Source organism: Paenibacillus nasutitermitis, from assembly GCF_014641075.1.
Lineage (GTDB): Bacteria > Bacillota > Bacilli > Paenibacillales > Paenibacillaceae > Paenibacillus_Z > Paenibacillus_Z nasutitermitis.
Map to the genome: position 1 here is coordinate 206928 of NZ_BMHP01000004.1, position 21747 is coordinate 228674.

Annotated in this window: 26 protein-coding genes; 23 read left to right on the forward strand and 3 right to left on the reverse strand. The window is 51.2% G+C overall.

The features are described 5' to 3' along the window. Window positions 1-7 precede the first annotated feature (7 nt). Entirely contained in the window at window positions 8-682 is a 675-nt protein-coding gene (locus tag IEY46_RS25565; RefSeq protein ID WP_188996534.1) for a DUF421 domain-containing protein, read from the forward strand. 2 nt (window positions 683-684) lie between these two features. Here the strand turns inward: IEY46_RS25565 and IEY46_RS25570 are convergent, their stop codons facing one another. Beyond that, a complete protein-coding gene (locus IEY46_RS25570; protein ID WP_188996536.1) occupies window positions 685-1503 on the reverse strand; it encodes a PPK2 family polyphosphate kinase in 819 nt (272 codons plus the stop codon). 189 nt (window positions 1504-1692) lie between these two features. Here IEY46_RS25570 and IEY46_RS25575 point away from each other — a divergent pair, with 189 nt between their 5' ends. The 21 genes from IEY46_RS25575 to IEY46_RS25675 all read left to right on the forward strand — a co-directional run bounded on the left by IEY46_RS25575 (window position 1693) and on the right by IEY46_RS25675 (window position 19006). Next, window positions 1693-2217: a YfiT family bacillithiol transferase gene (locus IEY46_RS25575; RefSeq protein WP_188996538.1), complete on the forward strand. Its 525-nt coding sequence runs from the start codon at window positions 1693-1695 to the stop codon at window positions 2215-2217. Window positions 2218-2263: 46 nt separating this feature from the next. Next, on the forward strand, window positions 2264-2971 hold the full coding sequence (locus IEY46_RS25580; RefSeq protein WP_188997203.1) for a DNA alkylation repair protein: 708 nt from the start codon (window positions 2264-2266) through the stop codon (window positions 2969-2971). 41 nt (window positions 2972-3012) lie between these two features. After that, window positions 3013-3453 (forward strand): GNAT family N-acetyltransferase, encoded by a 441-nt coding sequence (locus IEY46_RS25585; RefSeq protein ID WP_188996539.1) that lies wholly within the window; start codon window positions 3013-3015, stop codon window positions 3451-3453. 16 nt (window positions 3454-3469) lie between these two features. Then, complete coding sequence (locus IEY46_RS25590) at window positions 3470-4483, forward strand: nucleotide-binding protein (RefSeq protein ID WP_188996541.1); 1014 nt, start codon at window positions 3470-3472, stop codon at window positions 4481-4483. Continuing rightward, window positions 4480-4665, forward strand: coding sequence for a hypothetical protein (locus IEY46_RS25595; RefSeq protein ID WP_188996543.1), 186 nt, complete (start codon window positions 4480-4482; stop codon window positions 4663-4665). Before IEY46_RS25590 ends, IEY46_RS25595 begins: the two co-directional genes overlap by 4 nt. 213 nt (window positions 4666-4878) lie before the next feature. Next, window positions 4879-5094: a hypothetical protein gene (locus IEY46_RS25600; RefSeq protein ID WP_188996545.1), complete on the forward strand. Its 216-nt coding sequence runs from the start codon at window positions 4879-4881 to the stop codon at window positions 5092-5094. A 261-nt stretch (window positions 5095-5355) separates the two neighbouring features. Beyond that, window positions 5356-5544, forward strand: coding sequence for a hypothetical protein (locus IEY46_RS25605; RefSeq protein WP_188996546.1), 189 nt, complete (start codon window positions 5356-5358; stop codon window positions 5542-5544). Window positions 5545-5855: 311 nt separating this feature from the next. Beyond that, complete coding sequence (locus IEY46_RS25610) at window positions 5856-6302, forward strand: tellurite resistance TerB family protein (RefSeq protein ID WP_188996548.1); 447 nt, start codon at window positions 5856-5858, stop codon at window positions 6300-6302. 130 nt (window positions 6303-6432) lie between these two features. Continuing rightward, on the forward strand, window positions 6433-7023 hold the full coding sequence (locus IEY46_RS25615; protein WP_188996550.1) for a TerD family protein: 591 nt from the start codon (window positions 6433-6435) through the stop codon (window positions 7021-7023). A gap of 48 nt (window positions 7024-7071) precedes the next feature. After that, window positions 7072-7647, forward strand: a complete 576-nt coding sequence (locus tag IEY46_RS25620; protein WP_188996552.1) for a TerD family protein — start codon at window positions 7072-7074, stop codon at window positions 7645-7647. 96 nt (window positions 7648-7743) lie between these two features. Then, entirely contained in the window at window positions 7744-8322 is a 579-nt protein-coding gene (locus tag IEY46_RS25625) for a TerD family protein (RefSeq protein WP_188996554.1), read from the forward strand. A gap of 88 nt (window positions 8323-8410) precedes the next feature. Beyond that, entirely contained in the window at window positions 8411-9700 is a 1290-nt protein-coding gene (locus IEY46_RS25630; protein WP_188996556.1) for a TerD family protein, read from the forward strand. 23 nt (window positions 9701-9723) lie between these two features. Continuing rightward, window positions 9724-10467, forward strand: a complete 744-nt coding sequence (locus IEY46_RS25635; protein WP_188996558.1) for a TerC family protein — start codon at window positions 9724-9726, stop codon at window positions 10465-10467. A gap of 156 nt (window positions 10468-10623) precedes the next feature. Continuing rightward, on the forward strand, window positions 10624-11769 hold the full coding sequence (locus IEY46_RS25640; protein WP_188997204.1) for an HpcH/HpaI aldolase/citrate lyase family protein: 1146 nt from the start codon (window positions 10624-10626) through the stop codon (window positions 11767-11769). Next, on the forward strand, window positions 11714-13138 hold the full coding sequence (locus tag IEY46_RS25645; RefSeq protein ID WP_229750544.1) for a phosphoribosyltransferase family protein: 1425 nt from the start codon (window positions 11714-11716) through the stop codon (window positions 13136-13138). Before IEY46_RS25640 ends, IEY46_RS25645 begins: the two co-directional genes overlap by 56 nt. After that, window positions 13135-14286 (forward strand): cysteine protease StiP family protein, encoded by a 1152-nt coding sequence (locus IEY46_RS25650; protein WP_188996560.1) that lies wholly within the window; start codon window positions 13135-13137, stop codon window positions 14284-14286. The genes IEY46_RS25645 and IEY46_RS25650 overlap by 4 nt, the downstream gene beginning before the upstream one ends. Beyond that, on the forward strand, window positions 14283-15113 hold the full coding sequence (locus IEY46_RS25655; protein WP_188996562.1) for an HAD family hydrolase: 831 nt from the start codon (window positions 14283-14285) through the stop codon (window positions 15111-15113). Before IEY46_RS25650 ends, IEY46_RS25655 begins: the two co-directional genes overlap by 4 nt. After that, window positions 15110-16141, forward strand: coding sequence for an ATP-grasp domain-containing protein (locus IEY46_RS25660; RefSeq protein ID WP_188996564.1), 1032 nt, complete (start codon window positions 15110-15112; stop codon window positions 16139-16141). The genes IEY46_RS25655 and IEY46_RS25660 overlap by 4 nt, the downstream gene beginning before the upstream one ends. 304 nt (window positions 16142-16445) lie before the next feature. Continuing rightward, complete coding sequence (locus IEY46_RS25665) at window positions 16446-17156, forward strand: hypothetical protein (RefSeq protein WP_188996566.1); 711 nt, start codon at window positions 16446-16448, stop codon at window positions 17154-17156. A 17-nt stretch (window positions 17157-17173) separates the two neighbouring features. Then, on the forward strand, window positions 17174-18274 hold the full coding sequence (locus tag IEY46_RS25670) for a toxic anion resistance protein (RefSeq protein ID WP_188996568.1): 1101 nt from the start codon (window positions 17174-17176) through the stop codon (window positions 18272-18274). Window positions 18275-18451: 177 nt separating this feature from the next. Next, window positions 18452-19006: a hypothetical protein gene (locus IEY46_RS25675; protein ID WP_188996571.1), complete on the forward strand. Its 555-nt coding sequence runs from the start codon at window positions 18452-18454 to the stop codon at window positions 19004-19006. Window positions 19007-19303: 297 nt separating this feature from the next. Here the strand turns inward: IEY46_RS25675 and IEY46_RS25680 are convergent, their stop codons facing one another. Further along, window positions 19304-19819, reverse strand: coding sequence for a hypothetical protein (locus tag IEY46_RS25680; protein ID WP_188996572.1), 516 nt, complete (start codon window positions 19817-19819; stop codon window positions 19304-19306). Window positions 19820-20172: 353 nt separating this feature from the next. Between IEY46_RS25680 and IEY46_RS25690 the strand changes: the two genes are divergently transcribed. Next, a complete protein-coding gene (locus tag IEY46_RS25690; protein WP_229750545.1) occupies window positions 20173-20511 on the forward strand; it encodes a YrdB family protein in 339 nt (112 codons plus the stop codon). Between the two features lie 76 nt (window positions 20512-20587). On the opposite strand, the gene IEY46_RS25695 is transcribed toward IEY46_RS25690, so the two are convergent. Continuing rightward, window positions 20588-21724, reverse strand: coding sequence for a transglutaminase domain-containing protein (locus IEY46_RS25695; RefSeq protein WP_188996578.1), 1137 nt, complete (start codon window positions 21722-21724; stop codon window positions 20588-20590). Window positions 21725-21747 lie beyond the last annotated feature (23 nt).

Consider the following 21747-nt stretch of genomic DNA (forward strand, 5'->3'; position numbering starts at 1 on the left):
AAACGCGATGGATTATATCTATATTGCGGTAAAGCTGATCACTGCCTTTGCAGGACTATGGATCATGACCAGACTGCTGGGAAAAAAAGAAATTTCACAACTGACGCCGTTTGATTTTATTTCGTCGCTGATGCTGAGCGAGCTGGTCGGAAACACCATTTATGACCGGGAGGTTCATTACGGTCAACTCCTGTTTGCGCTTGCCCTTTGGATGGTCTTGTCTTTGTCTCTTGAAAAAATGGTGGAGTTGTTCCCGCGGCTGTCCACAACCTTGAGCGGCAGACCGGACATTATTATCCGGGGCGGCAGGATCGATGAGAAAGCGATGAAACGCAACAACCTGGATGTGCATCAGATAGGCATGCTGCTGCGGGAGCAGGAGGTATTCAGCTTGCGGGATGTGGCGTATGCCATCTTTGAAACAAACGGCAACTTGAGCGTATTAAAGACGTCTGCAGCCGAGAGTGTTACCCGGGGGGACCTGAAGCTTCCGCCCGAGCCGGTGTATCTGAGCCGGATTCTCATCGATAAAGGCTTCATCGAGAAGGATGAGCTCCATGAAATCGGACGGGATGAAGGCTGGCTGATAGGAGAGCTCCAGGCACAGGGCATCAACAGGGTGGCGGATGTCTTATATGCCGAATGGTCCGAGGACGGCGGCTTGTATGTACAGCGGAAATAAGTTCAATTCTGCTGTTCTTCTGCGCTAAACAGGCTTGTGGCCTCGATATCGGCCTTGGGGTAAGAGAGGTTCATGTCGCGCATCGCCTTGACGATAATTTTCAGCACCAGGTAATCGCGGAACCAGCGGTTATTGGACGGCACGATATGCCAGGGGCATTCTTTGGTTCCCGTCGCGGCAAAAACATCCTCGTAGGCCTGCTGATAATCGTTCCAATAGCGCCTTTCTTCCAGGTCGGCGGGATCGAATTTCCACAGCTTCTCGGGATTTTTCAAACGGTCTTTAATCTTGTTCAGCTGGAACTCGCGGGAGATATGCAGGAAAATCTTGATGACGCTCACGCCACTGTCCTGCAGAAGATCCTCGAAATGGCGGATATGCTTCAGCCTCGACTTGACTTCTTTCCCGCCTATCTTGCCGTGGACGCGGGTAATCAGAACATCCTCGTAATAGGAACGGTTGAATGAGGTCAAATAGCCTTTAGCCGGCGTAACCTTGTGCGTGCGCCAGAGGAAATCATGCGCGGCTTCGTCCGCGGTCGGCGTCTTGAAGCTTTCTGCGCGGAAGCCTTGGGGATTCAGATTCGCCAGCACCTTTTTGATGACCCCATCCTTGCCGCTGCAGTCCATGCCCTGGAACAGGACCAGAACGCCGTTCGTTTTGCTTGCGAACAGCTTTTCCTGCTCCTCCTGCAATTCTTCCTTTAAGCGCTCAAATTCTTCCTGGATGTCTTCTTTGCTGCCGATTGACGCGGTATCCCCGGGGTCATAGCCGATCAGCTTGACCTTCTCCCGCTTGCTTAACCGATAATGACTCAGCATGACTTTTGAACAACCCCTTCTATTGCCAACATACTGGCGGACATGAATTGAAATTACCTCAGACAGGATAGATGAATCAGGTATGAAATTGAAATTTGAATCGATGCTCTCCTCTTCTTGTAGTTACCTTTTACATTATAATGGATTATAATTGATGGCAAATAGATGTATCGGAAAGGGCGTGCGAATATGGAACAATTGCGGTATCCTATCGGGGAATTCAAGCGTGAAGGCAAGCTGGATGAGTTGGCGAGGGCAAGTCTGATCGGCATGCTGTCCCAGGCTCCGGCGCTGCTGTCCCAGGCGGTATCAGGACTGACGGAGCAGCAGCAGGACAGCCCCTACCGGCCCGATGGCTGGACAGTGAGACAGGTTGTCCATCATCTGGCAGACGCCAGCATGAACGGCTACATCCGGACCAAGCTTCTTCTGACGGAAGAGCAGCCTATGGTCAAGCCGTTCGATGAAGACAGCTGGGCACAGCTTCCGGATACGAAGAATGCGCCGATCGAGCTCTCATTGACCCTGCATGACCGGCTGCACCGGCGCTGGGTGATGCTGCTCAAATCGATACCGGCGGGAAGCTTCGAGCGGTCATATAATCATCCAGCTAATGGCTTGTGGTCGCTTGATGATGCCTTAGCTTTCTTTGCCTGGCATAACCGCCATCATACGACGCATATTACTTCGCTGCGTAAGCGGATGGACTGGTAGCCGCGATTTTTAAGAAAAAGAAAAAACAGCAGGATGGGGGCAGATGATGACGACGGCGGAAATCATGAACAAACTGGAGCAGATGGGAACCGAACAAACCAGACGAACCTTTCAGAATCATGGTGCAAGTCAACCGCTATTCGGCGTGAAAATCGGCGACTTGAAGAAGCTGGTCAAGGAGGTCCGCAAGGATCAGCAATTGGCGGCCGCCCTGTATGCTACGGGTAACAGCGATGCTATGTACCTGGCGGGACTTGCGATAGATCCGGCTTCTATAAAGAAAGAGCTGCTGCAGACTTGGGTGAAGCAGGCCAATTGGTATATGCTTTCCGAATATACGGTGGCCGGCGTAGCGGCGGAGAGTCCTTACGCGCTGGAGCTGGCCCGTGAATGGATGGATTCGGACGAGGAGCTGATCGCTGCCTGCGGGTGGAGCACCTACGCAAATTATATATCCGTAACGCCCGATGCCGATTTGGATTTGAATGAAATACGGTCCCTGTTGGATAAAGCGGAGCAGACAATTCATAGCGAGCGGAACCGCGTTCGTTATACGATGAACGGATTTGTTATTATAGCGGGCTCGGCAGTTGCCTCTCTGCATGAAGAGGCATTAGCGGCTGCGGGCCGGATAGGCAAGGTCCAGGTGAATATGGGACAGACCGCCTGCAAGGTGCCGCCGGCTGATGCATACATTCAGAAAGTTAAAGCGCGGGGGAAAATAGGGGTCAAGAAAAAAACCTGCATTTGCTAGAAATGGTCATTCCATCATCCATGAAGTCAGGTGGTCGGCTGATGAAAATAACGGTATGTGTCGCGTCAGATCTGAACGAGTATGATCTGACCGCTCTGCTGCATCAGAGCATGGCGGAGGGGTATCGGCATATAAGCCGGTTGGTGAACGATTACGCGGATGACAGCAACCGTTTTGACCGGTTGGGAGAAGCTTTGTTTGTCGCAATTCGCAGTGGAAGCGTTATCGCAGTCGGAGGCCTGAATATGGAGGTTGAAGGGGATATCCGCACCGGGCGCGTACGTCGCGTTTATGTGGCACGCGATTGCAGAAGACTTGGCGCTGGAAGGCTGCTCATGGAGGCCATCATAGATTTTGCCCGGTTAAACACCCGGATCCTCACGCTACGCACCTCGAACCCGGCAGCGGATTTATTCTACCGCTCCCTCGGTTTTGAACCGGAATCCACAGGCGAGCGGATTACGCACCGGCTGCTGTTATAGAAAAGGAGTATCTATGGTGAACCTGAAACCGAAAGTTTTTATCGGCTCGTCTCGCGAAGCGATCGCTTATGTCGAAGCGATTCATGAACGTCTATCGTACACCGCGGAAGTCACACCTTGGCATGCGGGCGTTTTTCAAGGAAATGATTATCCGATGGAGGCGCTGGAACGCCAGCTGGATTCCAATGATTTTGCCGTTTTTGTATTATCTCCCGATGATGTCGTCCGTATGAGGGGAAAAACCTATTTTGCCGCGCGGGACAATACGATGTTTGAAATGGGGTTGTTCTGGGGCAAGCTCCGCCGGGGGCGCGTGTTCTTCGTTATTCCCGACCAGGTTCCCGCCGCACGGGACGGGGAGGTTGTGGACGACTATCGTCTGGCGAGCGATCTGGACGGGCTGACGGTGTTGAAATACGAAGCGGGCCGGACCGATTCCAACCGCATCGCTGCTCTCAGCCAAGCATGCTCGTTCATGTTGGGGCGTATGAATGAGCTTGGTATCTTCCCCTCACCGGAGAAGGCGCTCGAAACGGCAAGACAGGAGCTCGCGATGTTTCGTTCAGTGGTCCATTTCTACCGGGATTTCAACAAAGGGATTCTGGGCAGAAACGGACACGAGAACCAGTTGATCGATGCGGTGCGGAACGCTTTTGAGGCCGGATGTATCCATTATAAAGTGAAGGGTGCGGCGCTATGGGCGGCCAGCTCTGATGAAATCCGGCAAACTGCGGGTAATGTAGGGAAAGACCGCATATACTCTATACAAGCCAATAACAAGCTGGGAGCGGGAGAGCCGCGGAAACTGGTGGTGGATGCCTATCTCAACAGCAAAATTGAGTTCATCCAGATCGGCCAGGACATTGTAAATGAATATTTGCTGTGCTATCCTATAAGCAACACGCATGTGATCAGCATTCATATTACCGGTCATTCTCCTGTTGGGCCCAAAGAGTTTGAAGAGCTGTTTGAACGCAATCAGGGACTGATGGGAATGATACATCATTTATTTGGAGGGGATTGGGCATGAACAGAGCATTCGACCGCAAGCATGGCACGAAGGACATCCCTGTTTATACCGCCCGTGATTCCAATCTACCGGCAAGGCGGGAGAAACCGGCTGTCGTTTCGGTTCCCACTACGGATGGCGACAAGGAAGGCATCGTCGTTTTTTCCAGAAAAGCCGCCTATATGAAGCCCTCATTTCTATAATTGACACATCCTTCCGGCTGGTCCGGAAGGTTTTTATTTTATCTTCGTACTATTTCCGCACAACCCGGAATAAGCTAAGCAGGTGTGACAGCATATTACAATGTTACAATATTGTAGCAAGCTTGCGCATTGGATTGAAAGCGTTCTCTCTTTCCCCTATACTTAGCCTAGATACCGAAATGGTTCATACTAAATGATTAGGGAGGGCGAAAGGTGGTTAAAGAATGGGTAACCGTGAGTGTTATTGCATTTGGTGTAATTATTGCCATCGTTGGTGTGGTTGCCTATTTGCGCATGTACAAAAAAGTCGCCTGGTCGTCCTCCCAGGCCCCGGAAGCCGCGGAGCAGCCGATTGAGTCCGTTACCGATTCCCCGGCCCTGTTGGAGCCGGAATTAGAATCCGCCAAGGATAGAACCGACAAGAGCTAAAGACAAGCCTGATACGACATGCTTAAACAACATTAAAAATTCTTAACAGAAAATGTATGGAGTGTTCGCTTTCTTAACGAATTCAGAAATGTTATAATTAACTGATAAATCAATCTTTTTCTCAGTCTATGAGCTCGCCGCCTCAAATCAACCGGAACGTTCGATACAGATGGAGTGCCAGCCGCGGGTATTTCATTGAACCGTGTGCGCATTCGTACATGAAGTGTTAGGACCACCAACCGATGATAGGGAGGGGATTTCATGGCTAAACGCAGCCACAATGAAGTCAAAGAAAGTTTGCAGGAACTGACCAGAATTTTTCAACCCAAGGACTCACGGAAATTCGTGAAGGATTATATCCGCAAGTATCGGATTATGGGCGGATATGAGGACGAGCTGACTAAGGTGGTCGATCACGAGATGGGACGGCTCCGGTCCTCAGTTAGCTAAATAGGTCAATTATCTGCCTTGCCCGTAAACGGGTCAAGGCTTTTTTGTTTGCCGATTTTTCTAACCCGTCGAGGGCTCGCATTACCGAATGCTAAAATTTTTGCAAATGTGTAAAAAAGAGATAGAAAACGATTCAAGCGGGGTAATAAACAAATGGAGCATTTCCAAAACCCGACAGGTAATGCAAATTTACATGAGACCAAACATTAAATGAATATAAATTCTTGTCGAATCATGTGAAATCTGTTGTAATTTGCGGTACTATTAAGAATGTCGGATATTATTTTTTTGATGAGACGAGGAGGAACAGCATGAGTAATTTTAAAAATTGGTTGAACAATTCCAAAAAAAACCTGGGCGATCAGGTGAAAAAATTCAAAAATAAGGATTTTATGGATGCTGTCGTGGCAGGTTGTGCGGTTGTGGCTTACGCGGATGGCAAGGTAGACGCGGAAGAGAAAAACAAAATGGCCGGCTATATCAATCTCAGCGAAGAGTTGAAAGTATTTGATATGGGTGATGTGATTAACCGCTTTAACTTTTATATCGGCAATTATGAATTCTCCCGCGAGATCGGCAAGCAGGAAGCTTTGAAAGCCATTGCCAAATTCAAGTCCAAGCCTGAGGTTGGACGGGTTATTGTCGGCGTTTGCTGCGCAATCGGAGCGGCAGACGGCGATTTCGATATGCAGGAGCAAGCGGTTGTGCGCGACATCTGCAATGTGCTGAGCCTGAATCCTGGTGAATTTAGTCTGTAAATAATTAAGCTGTTAAAATATTCTATCAATCACTTGAAACTCTTGAACTGTATCTTGCGTACAAGTCTAGTATCCGGTCGAATCTACTTCGGCCAGGTTTCAAATTTGAAAGGGAGGTTGATGGCAAACAATGGCTTCCATAAATCTGGTTAAGGGCCAAAAAATTGACTTAACCAAAGGTAATGCCGGCTTGACGAAAGTTGTCGTCGGATTGGGCTGGGATCCCGTTAAATCCAAAGGATTTTTCGGAGGCAAAAAGAAGAATGTCGATTGCGATGCATCCGCGCTTCTTTTGAACAGCGAAGGCAAGCTCTCCAAAGATACACATGTCATTTGTTTCCATAACCTGAAAAGCCCGTGCGGTTCCGTCGTCCATACCGGAGACAACATTACGGGTGAAGGCGATGGCGACGATGAGCAAATCATGATCGATTTGTTGAAAATCCCATCCGATGTGCACAAAGTACTTGTAGTAGTCAACATTTACGACTGTGTGAACCGCAAGCAGGATTTCGGCATGATTGAATCGGCTTATATCCGTGTTCTGGATGGGTCCGGCAATAACGAATTAATCAAATTCAACCTGTCCGACAATTATTCCGGATTAACCGCTCTGGTTTGCGGCGAGCTTTACCGCAACGGAACGGAATGGAAGTTCGCTGCAATCGGTGAAGGCGCGCAAGCCCCTCATATCAATGATCTGGCAGCACGCTACAGGTAATACGGATTTACCCTATAACTCAAAATGACGAAAGCGGGTGTTTGTTCGATGGCAATTAACTTATCCAAAGGCCAAAAGATCGATCTTACGAAATCCAATCCAGGTCTCTCCAAAATTACAGTAGGACTGGGCTGGGATACCAACAAATACGATGGCGGCAAAGATTTTGACCTTGATGTATCCGTATTTCTGACCAATGCAGAGGGGAAAGTCAGCAGCGATAAGAACTTTATTTTCTTTAACAATAAGCAGAACGAAAACGGCTCGGTCGTACACACGGGCGATAACCTTACCGGCGAGGGCGAAGGCGACGATGAGCAGGTTAAAGTGGACTTGAGCTCCGTACCGGCCGATGTTGAAAAAATTGCTTTTACTATCACGATTTATGAAGCATCCGAGCGCAGCCAGAATTTCGGACAAGTCTCCCGTGCCTATGCGCGTATCGTCAATGACGCCAATCAAGAGGAACTGGTCCGCTTTGATCTGGGCGAAGACTTCTCTATTGAAACGGGTGTCGTGGTCGGTGAGTTGTACCGCAATGGCGCAGAATGGAAGTTTAATGCAATCGGCAGCGGTTATAAAGACGGGCTTGCCGGCCTGACGCGCGACTACGGACTTGCCTAAGAAAAGGTGAATTGCGGGCCGCCTTCCCGGGCGGTCTTGTTTATTCCACTAGTTTGTTAAATACGAATGGAGCTAATAACCAGGAAGGAGAATACCATGTCAATCAATCTTTCAAAAGGACAACGTATTGATCTTACGAAAACGAACCCGGGGCTTACCAAGGTTATTGTCGGCCTTGGCTGGGATACGAATAAATACAGCGGTGGTCAGGATTTCGACCTGGATGCATCGGCATTCCTGTTATATGAGGATGGGAAAGCCAGAGGCGGGGACGATTTCATTTTCTACAACAATATGAGCGGGGGCAATAACTCCGTTATTCATACGGGTGACAACCGTACGGGCGAGGGCGATGGAGACGACGAGCAGATTAAAGTGGACTTAAGCCTGGTACCGGCTTCCATCCATCGTATCGGCATCACGGTAACCATTCACGATAGTGAGGCTCGTGCCCAGAATTTCGGACAAGTGACCAATGCTTTTGTACGGGTTATGGATGAGTCTTCTAACCGCGAAGTTCTGCGTTTTGATCTGGGCGAGGATTTCTCAACGGAAACCGCGGTAGTCTTCTGTGAATTTTACCGTCATGGAGCCGAGTGGAAATTTCAGGCGATTGGCAGCGGATTCGCCGGAGGGCTTGCGGCTCTTTGCAGAAACTATGGGCTTGACGTTTAATAATTCCAGTATTTTAGGGTGGCGAGTCAAACTGACTGTGCCATCCTTTCTTCTTCAATCTATCAACGAGAGGCAAGGAGGACGCTTAATGGGAAGCAATGTAATCAGGGGGCAGAAGGCGGATTTGACTGCTGCGGTGCCAGGCTTGAATGACATCACGGTGGGCATTGGCTGGAGTTCGCAAGCCTCGCTTGAGCTCGACACTTCCGCTTTCTTGCTTGGCGCAGGCGGTAAGGTTTCCAGCGATGATGATCTTATTTTCTATAACAATCCTTCAACGCCATTTATCGATTATCAGGAAGGACAGGCTGCGCCAGTCCAGAAGCAGTTTAAACTCAATCTGAATCGGGTACCAGAGAACATATCGAAAATTGCGTTCACGTTAACGATCTACGAGGGGGAAAAGCGGAGGCAGAATTTTGGACAAACAAGCCAGCTTTTCATTCAATTCCTGAATAATCAGAACGGCAGCGAGGTATTGCGGTATGATCTGGCCAATGATTTTACGGTTGAAACGGCTATTGTAGTCGGGGAACTCTACCGCCACAACGGCCAATGGAAATTCAATGCCATTGGGGCGGGCTTCTCCGGCGGCTTGAATGCGCTGTGCGGAAATTTCGGCATTGAAGTCAGTGAAGAGGCTCCACAGCCGGCACCGGTTCCTGTGCCTCCGCCGGCACCTCCAACCCCGCCAACTCCGCCGGCTCCCGCACCAACGCCAACCCCGGCACCGACTCCCGCACCACCGCCGATTCCGGCGCCTGCTCCCACTCCGCTTAATCTGAGCAAGATTGAGCTGAAGAAGAAAGGCGATACCATTAATCTCAAGAAATCGGCAGGCGGTCTGGGCGAAATTCTGATCAATCTGAACTGGAATCAGAAGAAAAGCGGGGGCGGGTTTTTCAGCCGCAGCAAAGGGATTGATCTGGATCTCGCTTGTTTGTATGAGCTCAAGAACGGCCAGAAGGGTGTCGTTCAGGCACTTGGCAACTCTTTCGGTTCCCTGGACAGGCCTCCCTTTATCGCCCTGGATGGCGACGATCGCACCGGTACGGTATCGACAGGGGAGAACCTGAGAATCAATGGGGCCCGGATTACAGATATCGAGCGTATTGTAGTCTTCACGTTTATATATGAAGGGGTCAAGAACTGGTCTGACGCCGATGGCGTTGTCTCTATCAAACAGAGCGGCGGTCCGGAGATTGTAGTTCATATGAACGAGCATGACAATAGCAAGGGAATGTGCGCGATTGCCATGATTACCAATGTCAATAACGAAACCTTCAGTATCGAACGGCTCGTCCAATTTTTCAACGGGCACAAGGAACTGGATGCGGCTTATTCCTGGGGCCTGAGATGGGTTGCAGGGAATAAATAATAACGATTGAGAGGCGGCATCACATGGATTGGTTTACGAATTTTTTCAATAGTATTGTTGATAATTTTGGGCAGTTTTTCTCGTGGGATGCCATTTCTACAACGCTTTCTGACCCTGTAAGCTGGGGGATTATTGCCAGCCTTGTGCTGCTGGAGGGACTCCTGTCCGCAGATAACGCGTTGGTACTCGCGGTTATGGTCAAGCATTTGCCCAAAGAGCAACAGAAGAGGGCGCTGTTCTACGGCCTCCTGGGCGCCTATATTTTCCGCTTTATTGCGATCGGATTGGGGACTTTCCTCGTCTCCTTTACGTTGGTCAAAGTGCTTGGTGCACTCTATCTGTTGTACATTGCCTACACCGGGATTTTCAAGAAATCGCATGGCGAAGAGGAAACGGTCAACAAGGGCTACTCCTTCTGGAAAACCGTCCTGTTTGTGGAGCTTATGGATATCGCCTTCAGTATCGACAGCGTCGTAGCTGCATTCGGTATCAGCACCGAGGTATGGGTATTGTACGTCGGCGGAATTCTTGGCATCCTGATGATGCGTGGCATTGCCCAGGTGTTTCTCAAGCTTATCGACAAATTTCCCGAGCTGGAAAGAGCCGCTTTCTTCCTGATTGCAATCATTGCCGCGAAAATGCTGGCAGGTGCGTTCGGTTTTCATATGTCGCATTACTGGTTCTTTGCTATTATTATTGCGGTATTTGGCGGGACGATCGTTTACAGCTTAAGTCGTCAAAAGAAAGAAGCAGCAAAGAAATCCTGATGACAGGCAGGCCTTCGGCATGAGCGGGTCGCTCTGCCGATAGGACCGGCTATCGCCGCATCGAATGAGATTAGAGGCAAGAAGGAGGAGATCAGGCTGAGATACTTTAATTATTTGTCCCGGGAAGAAGAGAAATCGCTGTTTTTCAGCCCGCCGATTTCGTTTAGTCACTCCTCCGATAAGGAATTGTTAGCCCATGCGGTAGGGGCTGCTTTGTATATGCCGGCGACCAGGCCGAATATCGCGGATGATGTTATTTCCGGCAAACATGAAGGATTGGTTAGCGTTGTGCTTGATTTGGAAGATGCCATTGGCGATCAGCAGGTGGAGCTGGCGGAAGAATCATTGATGCAGCAGCTTTTTTTGATTGCTTCCTATATGAAGATTGGTACGCTGGCAGAATCGGATGTCCCATTGCTTTTTATAAGAATCCGCTCCGCCGTTCAGCTCAAACGTCTTCTGGTCCGAATGGCCGACACCCTCCCATTGATTACAGGCTTCGTACTCCCCAAATTTACGGAGGAGAACGGGGAGGATTATTTACAGCTGATTGCGGCTTATAACGGAAACCGGGCATCCGGAACGCCAGTCTTGTACGGTCTGCCCATACTGGAAAGCGCCTCGATCATTTACCGTGAAAGCCGGTTGGATTCGCTGCTTGCCATTAAAGCCATTCTCGATCATTTTCACGACTACGTACTCAACGTCCGGATCGGTTCCACAGATTTCTCCAGTTTGTTTGGCTTGCGCCGAAGTTCCGACAGGACGATTTATGAGCTTGCGCCGATCCGGGACTGTATCGCGGATATTATTAATCTGTTCGGCAGGGTGGAAGCCGGGTACGTGATCTCCGGCTCCGTGTGGGAGTATTTTCCCAAGAAGGAGCGGACGATGAAGCCGCAGCTGCGGGTTGCCCCTGTTGAGGAGTCCTTCGGAAGTCCAGGTCTGGAGTTAATGTCCAGATCGGGCAAGGATGCCATGGAAGGACTGATCCGCGAGGTCATGATGGACAAGGAGAACGGCATCATCGGCAAAACGATTATCCACCCCGCTCATATCAAGCCGGTGCAGGCGCTGTATGCCGTCACACATGAGGAATATGCCGACGCGGCCAGTATTATTGCCCATAATGATGGTCATCATGGCGTGCTCAAAAGCCAGTATGCCAATAAAATGAATGAGATGAAGCCGCATCAGAACTGGGCAAAACGAATCTTATTGCGATCTCAAGTATACGGGGTGTTACATGAACAACAGCATTTCATCACCTTGCTCCATCGGAACGAACGCGCATACGTATAAGCTCTTCGAAGACTTGCAGGTGAGCATTACAGAAACGGACAACCCATTCGGGCTTCCTGTGGCGTGTTTGTTCTCCATGGCGGCGCGGGTGAATAAGAAGCGGTCCTTTCTATTTGTAAGCAAACTGCTAGGCAAGCATATTCCGGTCAATCCTTATACTTCCCTTCTAAGCGGTGCGGCGCTTGCGCTGCTTATCCAGAAGCGGCTGTTTCCGCAATTCGGGGAAACCTCGGAAGCTCTTCTGGAGCAGGTGCTCAGCGGCCTGCGGACTCCGGATCAGGCGAAGGAAGCTTATTTATTTCTTGCGGCGCACAAGCCGCGGCTGCCTGAACCGCTCCTGTGCATAGGTTTTGCCGAAACGGCGACTGCTTTGGGGCACAGTGTATTCAACACGTTCGCGGGCGGTGCCTCCTATATGCATACCACACGAGAACATATTCCTCAGCGGTCTTCCCTGATCAATTTCGACGAAGAGCATTCCCATGCGGTTTCACATCGCTGTTACGCTCTGGATCCTGCTTTCTTCTCGGGCGGGGAGACCGTTGTGCTTGTGGATGATGAAATGACAACCGGTAAAACGGCGCTCAACATTATCCGGGACATTCAGTCCAAATTCCCACGAAAACAATATGTGATTGCTTCGCTGCTGGATTGGCGTAATGCCGATAACGAACAGCAGGTGCGGCAGCTGCGGCAGGAGCTTGACATCGACATTCAGTCCGTCCATCTGCTGAAGGGTCTGATGGGGGTTGCTGGTTCGCCGCAGCTTGAAGCCGGGAATGCTCTTGCATTGACTTCTAATAGAACGGCTGCCGAGCTGGTTGTATTGCATCATGCCGAAGCCGCTGAACAAATCAAGGCTGTATCCGTATCCTCCGGCGGTGAATGTAATTCCGCCCCCTATTTGAAGCATACAGGCCGTTTTGGGATGCAATCGGCGGAACTTGAAGCTGCCGATGCCGGAATCCATCTTCTTGCCGACTGGTTAAAGGCATATCGCGGGGGCTCCCGAGCACTCGTTATGGGCACAGGTGAATTCATGTATATGCCCATGCGGATTGCCGCCGGGATGGGGGAAGGCATCTCTTACCAATCCACCACAAGAAGTCCCATCTATGCTGCCAATCTCCCGGAATACGCGGTTACCAGCGGTTATCGGTATCCTTCGCCGGAAGACGAGGCAGTGAGCCATTTTATTTATAACGTAACACCCGGACAATACGACGAAATCTTTGTCTTGTTCGAGCGGGACATGCCGCCCGCTCGTGTGAAGCCGATGCTGGATATCCTGAAGCAGCTGGCAGGGAAAAAGGTTTTTGCCGTATTTTTAACGGAAAATGTTCATGGATGGGAGACGTTCGACAGATGAAGAAGACGGTAACCAGTGACATGAATCAGACGCGTATCGCTCCCCCGGAGCCTATGGGCAGCTATTCGCTGTCGGATGTGATCTTCCTGCTCAAGGATCTGAGCGGCGTCCAGCTGGAGCGGCCGACCGAGGACCGGGAAGAGGCGATTCAGTCCGGGGTGCATTATTCGGAAATGCTGCCGGTCGAATACCAGCCATCGGCTGAGTATATCGCATTGTTTCACAGCACGCTGCAGGAGTCGGCGGAGAAGGTTGCGCTTGCGGCAGCCGTCGCCGCCGAACGGATTGTGCATAAACGCGGACTGAAGGGCGTGCTTGTATCTCTGGCGCGCGCGGGAACGCCGATCGGTATTCTGATCAAGCGGTACATTGCTTTGCGCTACGGAGCGGATCTGCCCCACTACAGCATTTCCATCATCCGCGGCAAAGGCATTGACGAGAATGCCGTGCTTTATATGCTGCAGCAGCACGGACTGGATTCGTATCTGCAGTTTGTGGACGGCTGGACAGGCAAGGGCGCTATTCGTCAGGTGCTTGTCCAGGCTTCCGAGGATTTTCAGCGGAAGTACGGTTACCGGCTGGACGATGATCTGGCTGTGCTTGCCGATCCGGGCTTCTGCAGTGAAACCTATGGCACACGCGAGGATTTTCTGATCCCCAGCGCGTGCCTGAATTCCACCGTGTCCGGCTTAATGAGCCGCACGGTGCTGCGGGACGACCTGATCGGCGAGGGCGAATTTCATGGTGCCAAGTTTTACCGCGAATGGCTGGCGGACGACCTGTCCAATCTGTTCGTGGACACGGTATCGGCGTTCTTCCCTGCCGTCGCGGAAGCCGCCTTCCGGAAGGCGGCTTCGACGGCAGAGCAGCCACCGGAGGCATCCTGGAAAGGGATTGCCGATATCCGGGCGATCCAGCAGAGCTTCGGCATTGAAGATGTGAATCTGGTTAAGCCGGGTGTTGGCGAAACGACAAGGGTGCTGCTGCGCCGGGTCCCCTGGAAGATCCTTGTGGACCGGATGGACAACCCCAACCTGCGGCATATCATGCTGCTGGCTGAGGACCGGGGCGTACCGGTTGAAGTCTACCCGGGGCTGACTTATTCCTGCTGCGGCATCATCAAGCCGCTGAAAGGAGGACAGGAATGATCTATGCCAGCGATTTGGACCAGACCCTGATCTATTCGACCCGCTCTATGGGCGCGCCGCTGGATTCCCATGATATCCTGCCTGCAGAGTCGGTGAACGGGAAGATCGTTTCGTATATGTCACGCCGCACGTTGTCCTTGCTGCAGTCGCTTCCACCCGGGATGGGGTTTGTTCCGGTTACGACGCGTACGATTGCGCAATATGAGCGGATTCATCTGTTTCGCGATCATGTCGTGCCTGCTTATGCCGTAACCAGCAATGGCGGCAATATTTTGCTGCATGGCCAGGTGGATGAGGAGTGGCGGGCGATGATCCGCGAGAAGGTATCCGCTCTGGCAGCCGATGCGGTTGAGGCGAGAAGTTATTTTGAACCGCTCATGAATGACCAGTGGGTTGTGGGGGAGCGGTTCTGCGACGAGCTGTTCTACGCATTTGTCATCCAACGCGACCTCATGCCGCTTGAGGCGGTTATGGAGAAGGCGGAGCAGGTCAAGGCACTGGGGTGGGAGGTTTCCATCCAGGGGAGAAAAATTTATCTTGTCCCCTCGGTCGTCAACAAGGCGGACGCCGTGAATGAGGTGCGCAGACGGCTGGGCATTAACGAACTGATCGCGTCCGGCGATTCCATTCTGGACCAATGCCTGCTTGAGCTTGCCGATTATGCGATTGCCCCGAGCCACGGGGAGTTGTTCCGCGAGAAGCAGCGTAATCCCGGGGCGGTCACGGGGCGCTTCACAGCGGGATCGGGAATTTTTGCGGCCGATGAAATTCTGGATTATGTTCACAGCGTTTATCAGACCAAGGAAGCGGTGAAAGGTTCACTATGAAAAAGAACGTTCATATTTATTTCAATCGCTGGTTTTCCACGGCTTATCATTATATGAACCTCATACGCAATAATCCTGACGGTCTGGAGGTCAAGATCTTCGGCACCCATCCCGATCCCCGGCATATGTCGCTTCAGGCCTGCGATTATGCGGAAATGGAACCGGCGCTCAAAGGCATGGAATATGTGCAGTTCTGTCTGGACTTCTGCCGGAAGCACGAGATCGATGTCTTTATTCCGCGACTGAATATGCTCGATATCGCCCGCCATATCCATCTCTTCGAGGAAATGGGCACGCGCGTTGTGGTCTGCCGGGACACGGAACTGCTGGAGATGCTGATGGAGAAGGATCAGTTCTATCAATCGGTCAAAGCGACCGGCGTGATGGTGATTCCCGATTATGAGGTGGTCCGCGATGCCGAAGGCTTCAAGCAGGCGTACGAAAAGCTGCTTGCGCTTGGTCACCGCGTCTGCTTCAAGCCGACCAATTCAGAAGGCGGATTGGGCTTCCGCGTTATTGACGATACCCGGGACCCGCTTGCGGAGCTGTTCGGACTCTCGACCAGACTGGTCTCCTTCCGCGATGCATACCAGGCGCTCAGCAGCGTAAGCGAGTTCCCGAACCTGATGGTGATGGAGCAGCTTACAGGTCTGGAGTACAGTATTGACTGCCTGGCAAGCCGGGAGGGTGAATTGCTCGCAGCCGTGCCCCGGCGCAAGGCAGGAGGGCGCCTGCGCCTTCTGGAGCGCAATGAAGAGCTGCTGGCCATTGCCGAAGAGGTTGCCCGGACCTACCGCATTCCCTATAATTTCAATATTCAGATGAAATATAACGGAGATATTCCCAAACTGCTGGAAATCAACCCGCGCATGTCGGGCGGACTGCATGTCACCTGCCTGTCGGGTATTAACTTTCCCTACCTCGCTGTGAAGGAAGCTCTCGACGGGGATGCAGGACCGCTCACGCCGGATTATGATATCCTGGCAAGCCATATCGAACAGCCGATGCTTATGACGGACTGGTCGTAACATACTGCTATAATTCTCGATAAGCAGTCCGCTGCCTGCACGCTGCAGGCAGCGGTTTTTTTGACCTTATAGAATTGACAAGTTTTACGCTTATAAATTTCTATAAGGTCTAAAGGGAGAAACTAACTTTGCCGCCAGAGGACGGCGCAGCCGTTTATTCTTGCATAGGGGCCGGCGGTCCGGCCTTTAGCTTTCATCGACTGGTTAATGGAAAAGGGGCGAAGCGGTCTGCTTTGTTGACAGGGTTCCTGCGAGTTCCTACAATATAGGTAAGCCAGTCCTTAAATAAAGGGGGTGCAGGCTCATGCCTGTCAAATCCAATATGCTTATTGCTGCAGCAATCGGTTACGTCGCAGCTGTTGTAACCAGTCCTCTCCTGCCGGAGCTCTTCTCGCTGCTCATTCCTGTTATAGCCGCGATAATCGGCAGCTTGATCCCCTCTGGAAAGAAGCGGAATCCGGTACCGGCTATTACTCCGGAATTTCTGCCAGCCACTTCCCGTTCATCCGGCGGGAACCTTGGAGCGGGCAATGAAGCTTCTTCGGCCTCACAGCCGGGCGGCCCGCCTCTTCCCGAACATTCTTCGTCACAGGGAGGCCAAAGGCGGGAGATCAGTCCTGAATTTGCCCCCGTTCTTGAATACCTGGAAGTTCTGGAGGATATGGTTATATCCGAAGGGCAGAAGAACACGCTCGATGATGAAATCGTGCAGAAATCGCTGGCTCTGTTCGCCAGGCTGCAGCGGGTTATTCCTCTCCTGCAGGAGCTCCGGGACAGCAACGTGAATCACACTGTAAGGCGGTTGATTCTTAAGGATCTGAACGGTATTTTGAATCCTTTTCTCCGTTTGAGCGGAGAAGCGAAGACACGCAACCGCCGAATGCTGCTTAACGGCATTAAGGATGTGGATACGAAGATATCGGATATTGTGTCTACGGTCGAACACAAGGATTTGCTTGAACTTCAGGCTAAAGCGGACCTTATTCATAAACGGTACAGCAGTTCCGAATTATAAGTGGAGGAGATGGCCAGATGGCAGCTCAACTTGTTGAACTCAAAAAAGAAGACCAGCAGAAGGTGTCGGAGGAAGCGTCAATGCTCATTCAGAAGGTTGCGCATACGGACACCATGGAGCTCGACTCCCTTATGGACGAGATTGGCAAGCTGGGAGCCAAGACGCAGGAGAAAGCCGGCCAGACGCTGAAAATGCTGGACCGTCCGGTCAATGACCTGATGTCCGGCGATCGCGCCGAAGTGTCCAATATGATCCTGAAGCTGCGCAGCGAATGCGAAAGCCTGCAGCAGAGCAAGAACGTCAGCTTCTTCGGCAAGATACTGCGCAAAAGTCCGCTCAAAAATTATGTTTACAAATACCAGAGTGTCCGCACCAATGTCGATGTCATCGTCGCCGGCCTGCGCGACGGGAAGGATTCGCTGGAAGAAAATATTATCAATATGCGGCAGCTGAAGAAATCCGCGATCGCGGAAATCTACAATCTGCAGACCAAGATCGCTTTCGGCAATAAGCTGAAGCATTTGTTTGAAGCAGAAATCGCAAATCCCGCCCGCGAATCGCGCAAGCCTCAGTTGGAGCGCGGCCTGCGCAAAGTGGTGACCCGCATTCAATCGATGACCGAGATGATTATGCTCTATAACCAGGCGATTGCCGCCACGGATATTATTAATGACAATAATGACAAGCTGATCGATTCCGTCAGCAACGCCATTGACAAAACCGTCAATCTGATTACGGTGTCGGCCATGATTGCACTGGCCCTGAGCGACCAGGAGAAGGTGATTGCGGCAGTGGACGCAACCAACCGGACGATTGAGGAGCAGTTCAAGGATAATGCAAGGCTGCTGCGGACCACGACGGAGAAAACAACCGAGCTGTTGTCCAAGCCCGCGATGTCGATGGAATCGGTCAATCAGGCGATTGGCGATCTGATGGCTGCTATTGATGCTTCGGAGCAATCCAACCGCCGCATTATTGACAGCTGCAACGATTATACAAACCGTATGACCACCATTAACGGCCAGCTTAGCGACCGTCTGGGCTTGAACCAGGGGGAAACTTCCCAGGGCAATCGGGAAATTGCCGTATCCAAGGATGTCAGCAGCTTCCTTGAATAGGACTTGCTTCCATGAAAGGCGAACGGACAAGCCGGAACTGCGCCAGAAGGCAGCATTCCGGCTTGTGCACGTTGGCGGATGGAAGGTCATTAAGGCGGGGATTCTGCTGTATTTGTGTGGATCATTTTGGTAGAATAAGTGAACGGGTTACCACGCAAATAAAGGGGGAGAAGTCCGGTGCTGGATTTTTCTTTTGAGTTGATTGACGATTCCATGATAAATATTCATTATCAATATGGGAGCACGGTATTTATTTTTACGTTATTTGTGCGTGACGAGGAATGGACGCTGCACCCGTTTGACGGTATACTGCTGCAAAATAAGGAAATGTGCGCTATTGTAGTCACTGAACTGCTGAAAAACAAGGATTTTCACGTTCTGTTGGCCAGGGAGAATATTACGTTGTCCTCGCTGCGGACATCCATTGATCTCAGACCGGATAGCGCCGAGGATAATCGTCCCTCATCCAGCCGGCAGGCCCGCGATGAGAAAACCGATTTTATCGAGGAGCACAGCTTTGAGGATATACTGGAGCTGGAGAAGGAATTGGTGCAGGAGCGTCTGGCTTTTTATCAGGATATTATTCAGCGGATGTATATGGACGGCTATGGGCCGGAGGATACCGAATTCAACAAGGTGCAGAGCCTGATCCGGATCTACAAGGATACCTATGAGCGGCTCGGAAGTCTGGACGATTTTGATCTCAAAGGCAAATCGGGCAAACGCTGGTAGCGCCTCACGTATATTTAAGCTATGAATGGTGAAACTACTCATATAACTAGACTCGCTTACATAGGATAGAGCATCCAATGTGTAGAGGAGAGGTCCTATGGGGATGTCACTTATTATTGGCTGCCTGATCGCCGTATTGATTGTGGTGGCCAGCAGCGAGAAGGCCGAAGCGATTGCGGAGTTGAATGATTGAGGGTGTGTTATACAAATGAAGGGACTGTATGCGTAAAGTCATGGGAATGACTTTACGCATACAGTCCCTTTTTGCGGGAAACGGGAGTCTGGTGTATCCGCAGCTCAATAGGAGGATTGATCGTCGGATTTTCGTTTGAGCATGAGCAGCAGGCCGCCGATGACAAGCGCGATCGCCGCAGTGGTCTGTCCGATAAAATGAAAGCTGAAGATCGTTCCGAGCGTAAACGCGATGAAGAAAATGATGGAGGCGCTGCCGAGTATAAAGATCGGGACAAGCATCCAACGGTTGCGTTTGCCGAACCAGTAGAATTCGAACAGGCCGAATGCCACCGCGAGCGGAAATCCCGGCCACATATAAGCCCAGGCATCGAACAGCATCGAGATCTGGCAGACGATGCCGGCGCCGAACAAAATGCCTCCGGGGATCAATAATCCGATGCCGCGGCGCTCCGTGGCATAAAAGTACATCCAGTGAAACAGCAGGCCAAGCGGGATGACGAATAAACTTGGCCAGAAAATCGTAATCACCTTACCGGGTCCCATCACATTATCCCGGCTTGTGAACAAGAATATCCCGACCATAATCAGCAATATGCCAAGCGGTGCTTTTTTATTCATAACTTATCTCCTCCGTTCGTCTCATGATTATTTAAATCTTACCATATCTATGAAGGTTTGAAAGTATGCTTCAGGATGATTTTTTCTCGGTCTGCAGACCGAGGGGCAGCAGCAGCCCAGCCCCAAATCGGCGCCCAGTTTTTTAAAAATATCAGAACGTATAAAATGTTGGCTTATTCTTTTCTGATATTCCTGTGGGAAGAAACGTATGGCGCCAGCAAGCGTCAGCCGTTTCTTCTTGGGTTGGCTTATGGCAAATGGCTGCTGAATGAATGTTGTTGACTGTTTTGTAACCATCGGTTATATTATAACCATTGGTTACAACTGCGTGCGGAAGAAAGAAGGAAATGCTGATGATTATGATTCAATCTGTTTTGCTGCTTGTACTGTTTCTAGTGGAACTGGGCTCACTGGCGGCTTTTGGTTACTGGGGGTTCCATATGGACAAAGGGATGCTGATGAAAATCCTCTTGGGCATCGGCACACCACTTGTGGTTGCCATCATCTGGGGAACCTTCATTGCGCCTAAAGCGTCCATTCCGGTCTCTTTGCCGCTTCGTGCGTTGCTTCAGCTGATTGTTTTTACGCTTGCCGCAGCGGCCTTGTATGCAGCAGGGCAGAAGCAGCTTGCTGTTGGTTTCCTGGCAGTGGCTTTGCTGGATTGGACGCTGGTGCATGCGATGAAGCTGTGAAGATACGGTCAAGCTACATAAATGCAGGCCGGCTGGAGCAGATCCAGCCGGTTTTTTTTATGATCAAGCCGCCTTGTCATTTCCGGAATGTCAGGGTGATCGTAACCAGGACATCGGTTTTGGAAGGGCTGCGTGCAAAGCTGGAATACTGGTAGCTGTATGCCGACAACGTGGAGAAGCCGCTGGCTGCCTTCTTGAGATCCGCTGCGAGGGTGCTTTTGGCCGTGTAGCGGATGGTGAAGGAGGGTTGGCGTATTTTGACCGCACGCTCGATAAGTCGCGTCAGGCCCACTGCATCGCCTGCCGTATGCGCGGCTTCCAGATAGTGGAGCCCCAGCGCTTTTTTCAGGTTTTGATAAAATCCGGCATTGCCGGGATCGGATTTTTCCTTCAACATCAGCGTGGTATCGAACGGCACGGTGGCTTCCGAATAGGATGGCGACTTTTTCCATGTATGGGTGGAGCGGATCTGGTCATCAGTCAGATTGAAATAATCATAGGCTGCTTTTCCCGCCACATCGGGAACGGGATCGTCCCAGGTCGTGTCCAGATGGTACCACTTGCCTTCCAGCTTGACGAGATTCCAGGTATGCAGCCGGCCCCCGGCGGTTCCCTCGATGATCCGGTTCTCCAGCCCGGCCCGGGATAACATTTTGTAAGCGAGCAGCGCATAACCCTGGCACACCGTCTTTTTGCGGTCAAAAAGGCCGGCGTAGGCAGAATGCTCCTTCAGCGACGTGTCATAAGCCAGATTGATTTCGATCCAGTCGTGGACCGCCTTTTCCTTCTGATAGTCATTCATGCCGCGGGTGATGATCTTCCCGAGAACCTCGTCGACTTTCGAGCTCACCTGCTTGGACTGGGCTTGCGTTTCCCAATAAGTGAAAGTATATTTGACGGTTGTCCGCTTGCCGTCGGTGGATGTGGCGATCCGGTACTCCCTGGTACTGTAATGAAGATAATCGTCATTCTTATAAATGTCCTTCAGCATGTTCTCCAGCACATTCATGGCCAGTGTTCCGCCTGTGTATACAATCGTACAGGAGGCAGGTTTGTTCTTCAGGGCCGCTTCAAGCTTCTTCTGAAAATCGCCAGGCTTGGCAGCGGTAGCGTCAGCTGCCCGGACCATGTCGGACCGCCATATAAACAGCATCAGGCTTAAACCCAGCAGGCTCAGAAACGCAGATCCCCTTCTGTTGCCGAACGCAATCATCAAGCTTCCCTCCCCCCGCTGAA

Excerpts from the sequence above, each read along its gene's own strand:
- IEY46_RS25695 (WP_188996578.1), bottom strand. The coding sequence starts at position 21,724 with ATGATTGCGTTCGGCAACAGAAGGGGATCTGCGTTTCTGAGCCTGCTG.
- IEY46_RS25580 (WP_188997203.1), top strand. The coding sequence starts at position 2,264 with ATGACGACGGCGGAAATCATGAACAAACTGGAGCAGATGGGAACCGAA.
- IEY46_RS25615 (WP_188996550.1), top strand. The coding sequence starts at position 6,433 with ATGGCTTCCATAAATCTGGTTAAGGGCCAAAAAATTGACTTAACCAAA.
- IEY46_RS25620 (WP_188996552.1), top strand. The coding sequence starts at position 7,072 with ATGGCAATTAACTTATCCAAAGGCCAAAAGATCGATCTTACGAAATCC.
- IEY46_RS25595 (WP_188996543.1), top strand. The coding sequence starts at position 4,480 with ATGAACAGAGCATTCGACCGCAAGCATGGCACGAAGGACATCCCTGTT.
- IEY46_RS25650 (WP_188996560.1), top strand. The coding sequence starts at position 13,135 with ATGAAGAAGACGGTAACCAGTGACATGAATCAGACGCGTATCGCTCCC.
- IEY46_RS25660 (WP_188996564.1), top strand. The coding sequence starts at position 15,110 with ATGAAAAAGAACGTTCATATTTATTTCAATCGCTGGTTTTCCACGGCT.
- IEY46_RS25610 (WP_188996548.1), top strand. The coding sequence starts at position 5,856 with ATGAGTAATTTTAAAAATTGGTTGAACAATTCCAAAAAAAACCTGGGC.
- IEY46_RS25655 (WP_188996562.1), top strand. The coding sequence starts at position 14,283 with ATGATCTATGCCAGCGATTTGGACCAGACCCTGATCTATTCGACCCGC.
- IEY46_RS25605 (WP_188996546.1), top strand. The coding sequence starts at position 5,356 with ATGGCTAAACGCAGCCACAATGAAGTCAAAGAAAGTTTGCAGGAACTG.
- IEY46_RS25690 (WP_229750545.1), top strand. The coding sequence starts at position 20,173 with ATGATTATGATTCAATCTGTTTTGCTGCTTGTACTGTTTCTAGTGGAA.
- IEY46_RS25635 (WP_188996558.1), top strand. The coding sequence starts at position 9,724 with ATGGATTGGTTTACGAATTTTTTCAATAGTATTGTTGATAATTTTGGG.
- IEY46_RS25585 (WP_188996539.1), top strand. The coding sequence starts at position 3,013 with ATGAAAATAACGGTATGTGTCGCGTCAGATCTGAACGAGTATGATCTG.
- IEY46_RS25575 (WP_188996538.1), top strand. The coding sequence starts at position 1,693 with ATGGAACAATTGCGGTATCCTATCGGGGAATTCAAGCGTGAAGGCAAG.
- IEY46_RS25680 (WP_188996572.1), bottom strand. The coding sequence starts at position 19,819 with ATGAATAAAAAAGCACCGCTTGGCATATTGCTGATTATGGTCGGGATA.
- IEY46_RS25645 (WP_229750544.1), top strand. The coding sequence starts at position 11,714 with ATGAACAACAGCATTTCATCACCTTGCTCCATCGGAACGAACGCGCAT.
- IEY46_RS25565 (WP_188996534.1), top strand. The coding sequence starts at position 8 with ATGGATTATATCTATATTGCGGTAAAGCTGATCACTGCCTTTGCAGGA.
- IEY46_RS25665 (WP_188996566.1), top strand. The coding sequence starts at position 16,446 with ATGCCTGTCAAATCCAATATGCTTATTGCTGCAGCAATCGGTTACGTC.
- IEY46_RS25630 (WP_188996556.1), top strand. The coding sequence starts at position 8,411 with ATGGGAAGCAATGTAATCAGGGGGCAGAAGGCGGATTTGACTGCTGCG.
- IEY46_RS25670 (WP_188996568.1), top strand. The coding sequence starts at position 17,174 with ATGGCAGCTCAACTTGTTGAACTCAAAAAAGAAGACCAGCAGAAGGTG.
- IEY46_RS25570 (WP_188996536.1), bottom strand. The coding sequence starts at position 1,503 with ATGCTGAGTCATTATCGGTTAAGCAAGCGGGAGAAGGTCAAGCTGATC.
- IEY46_RS25625 (WP_188996554.1), top strand. The coding sequence starts at position 7,744 with ATGTCAATCAATCTTTCAAAAGGACAACGTATTGATCTTACGAAAACG.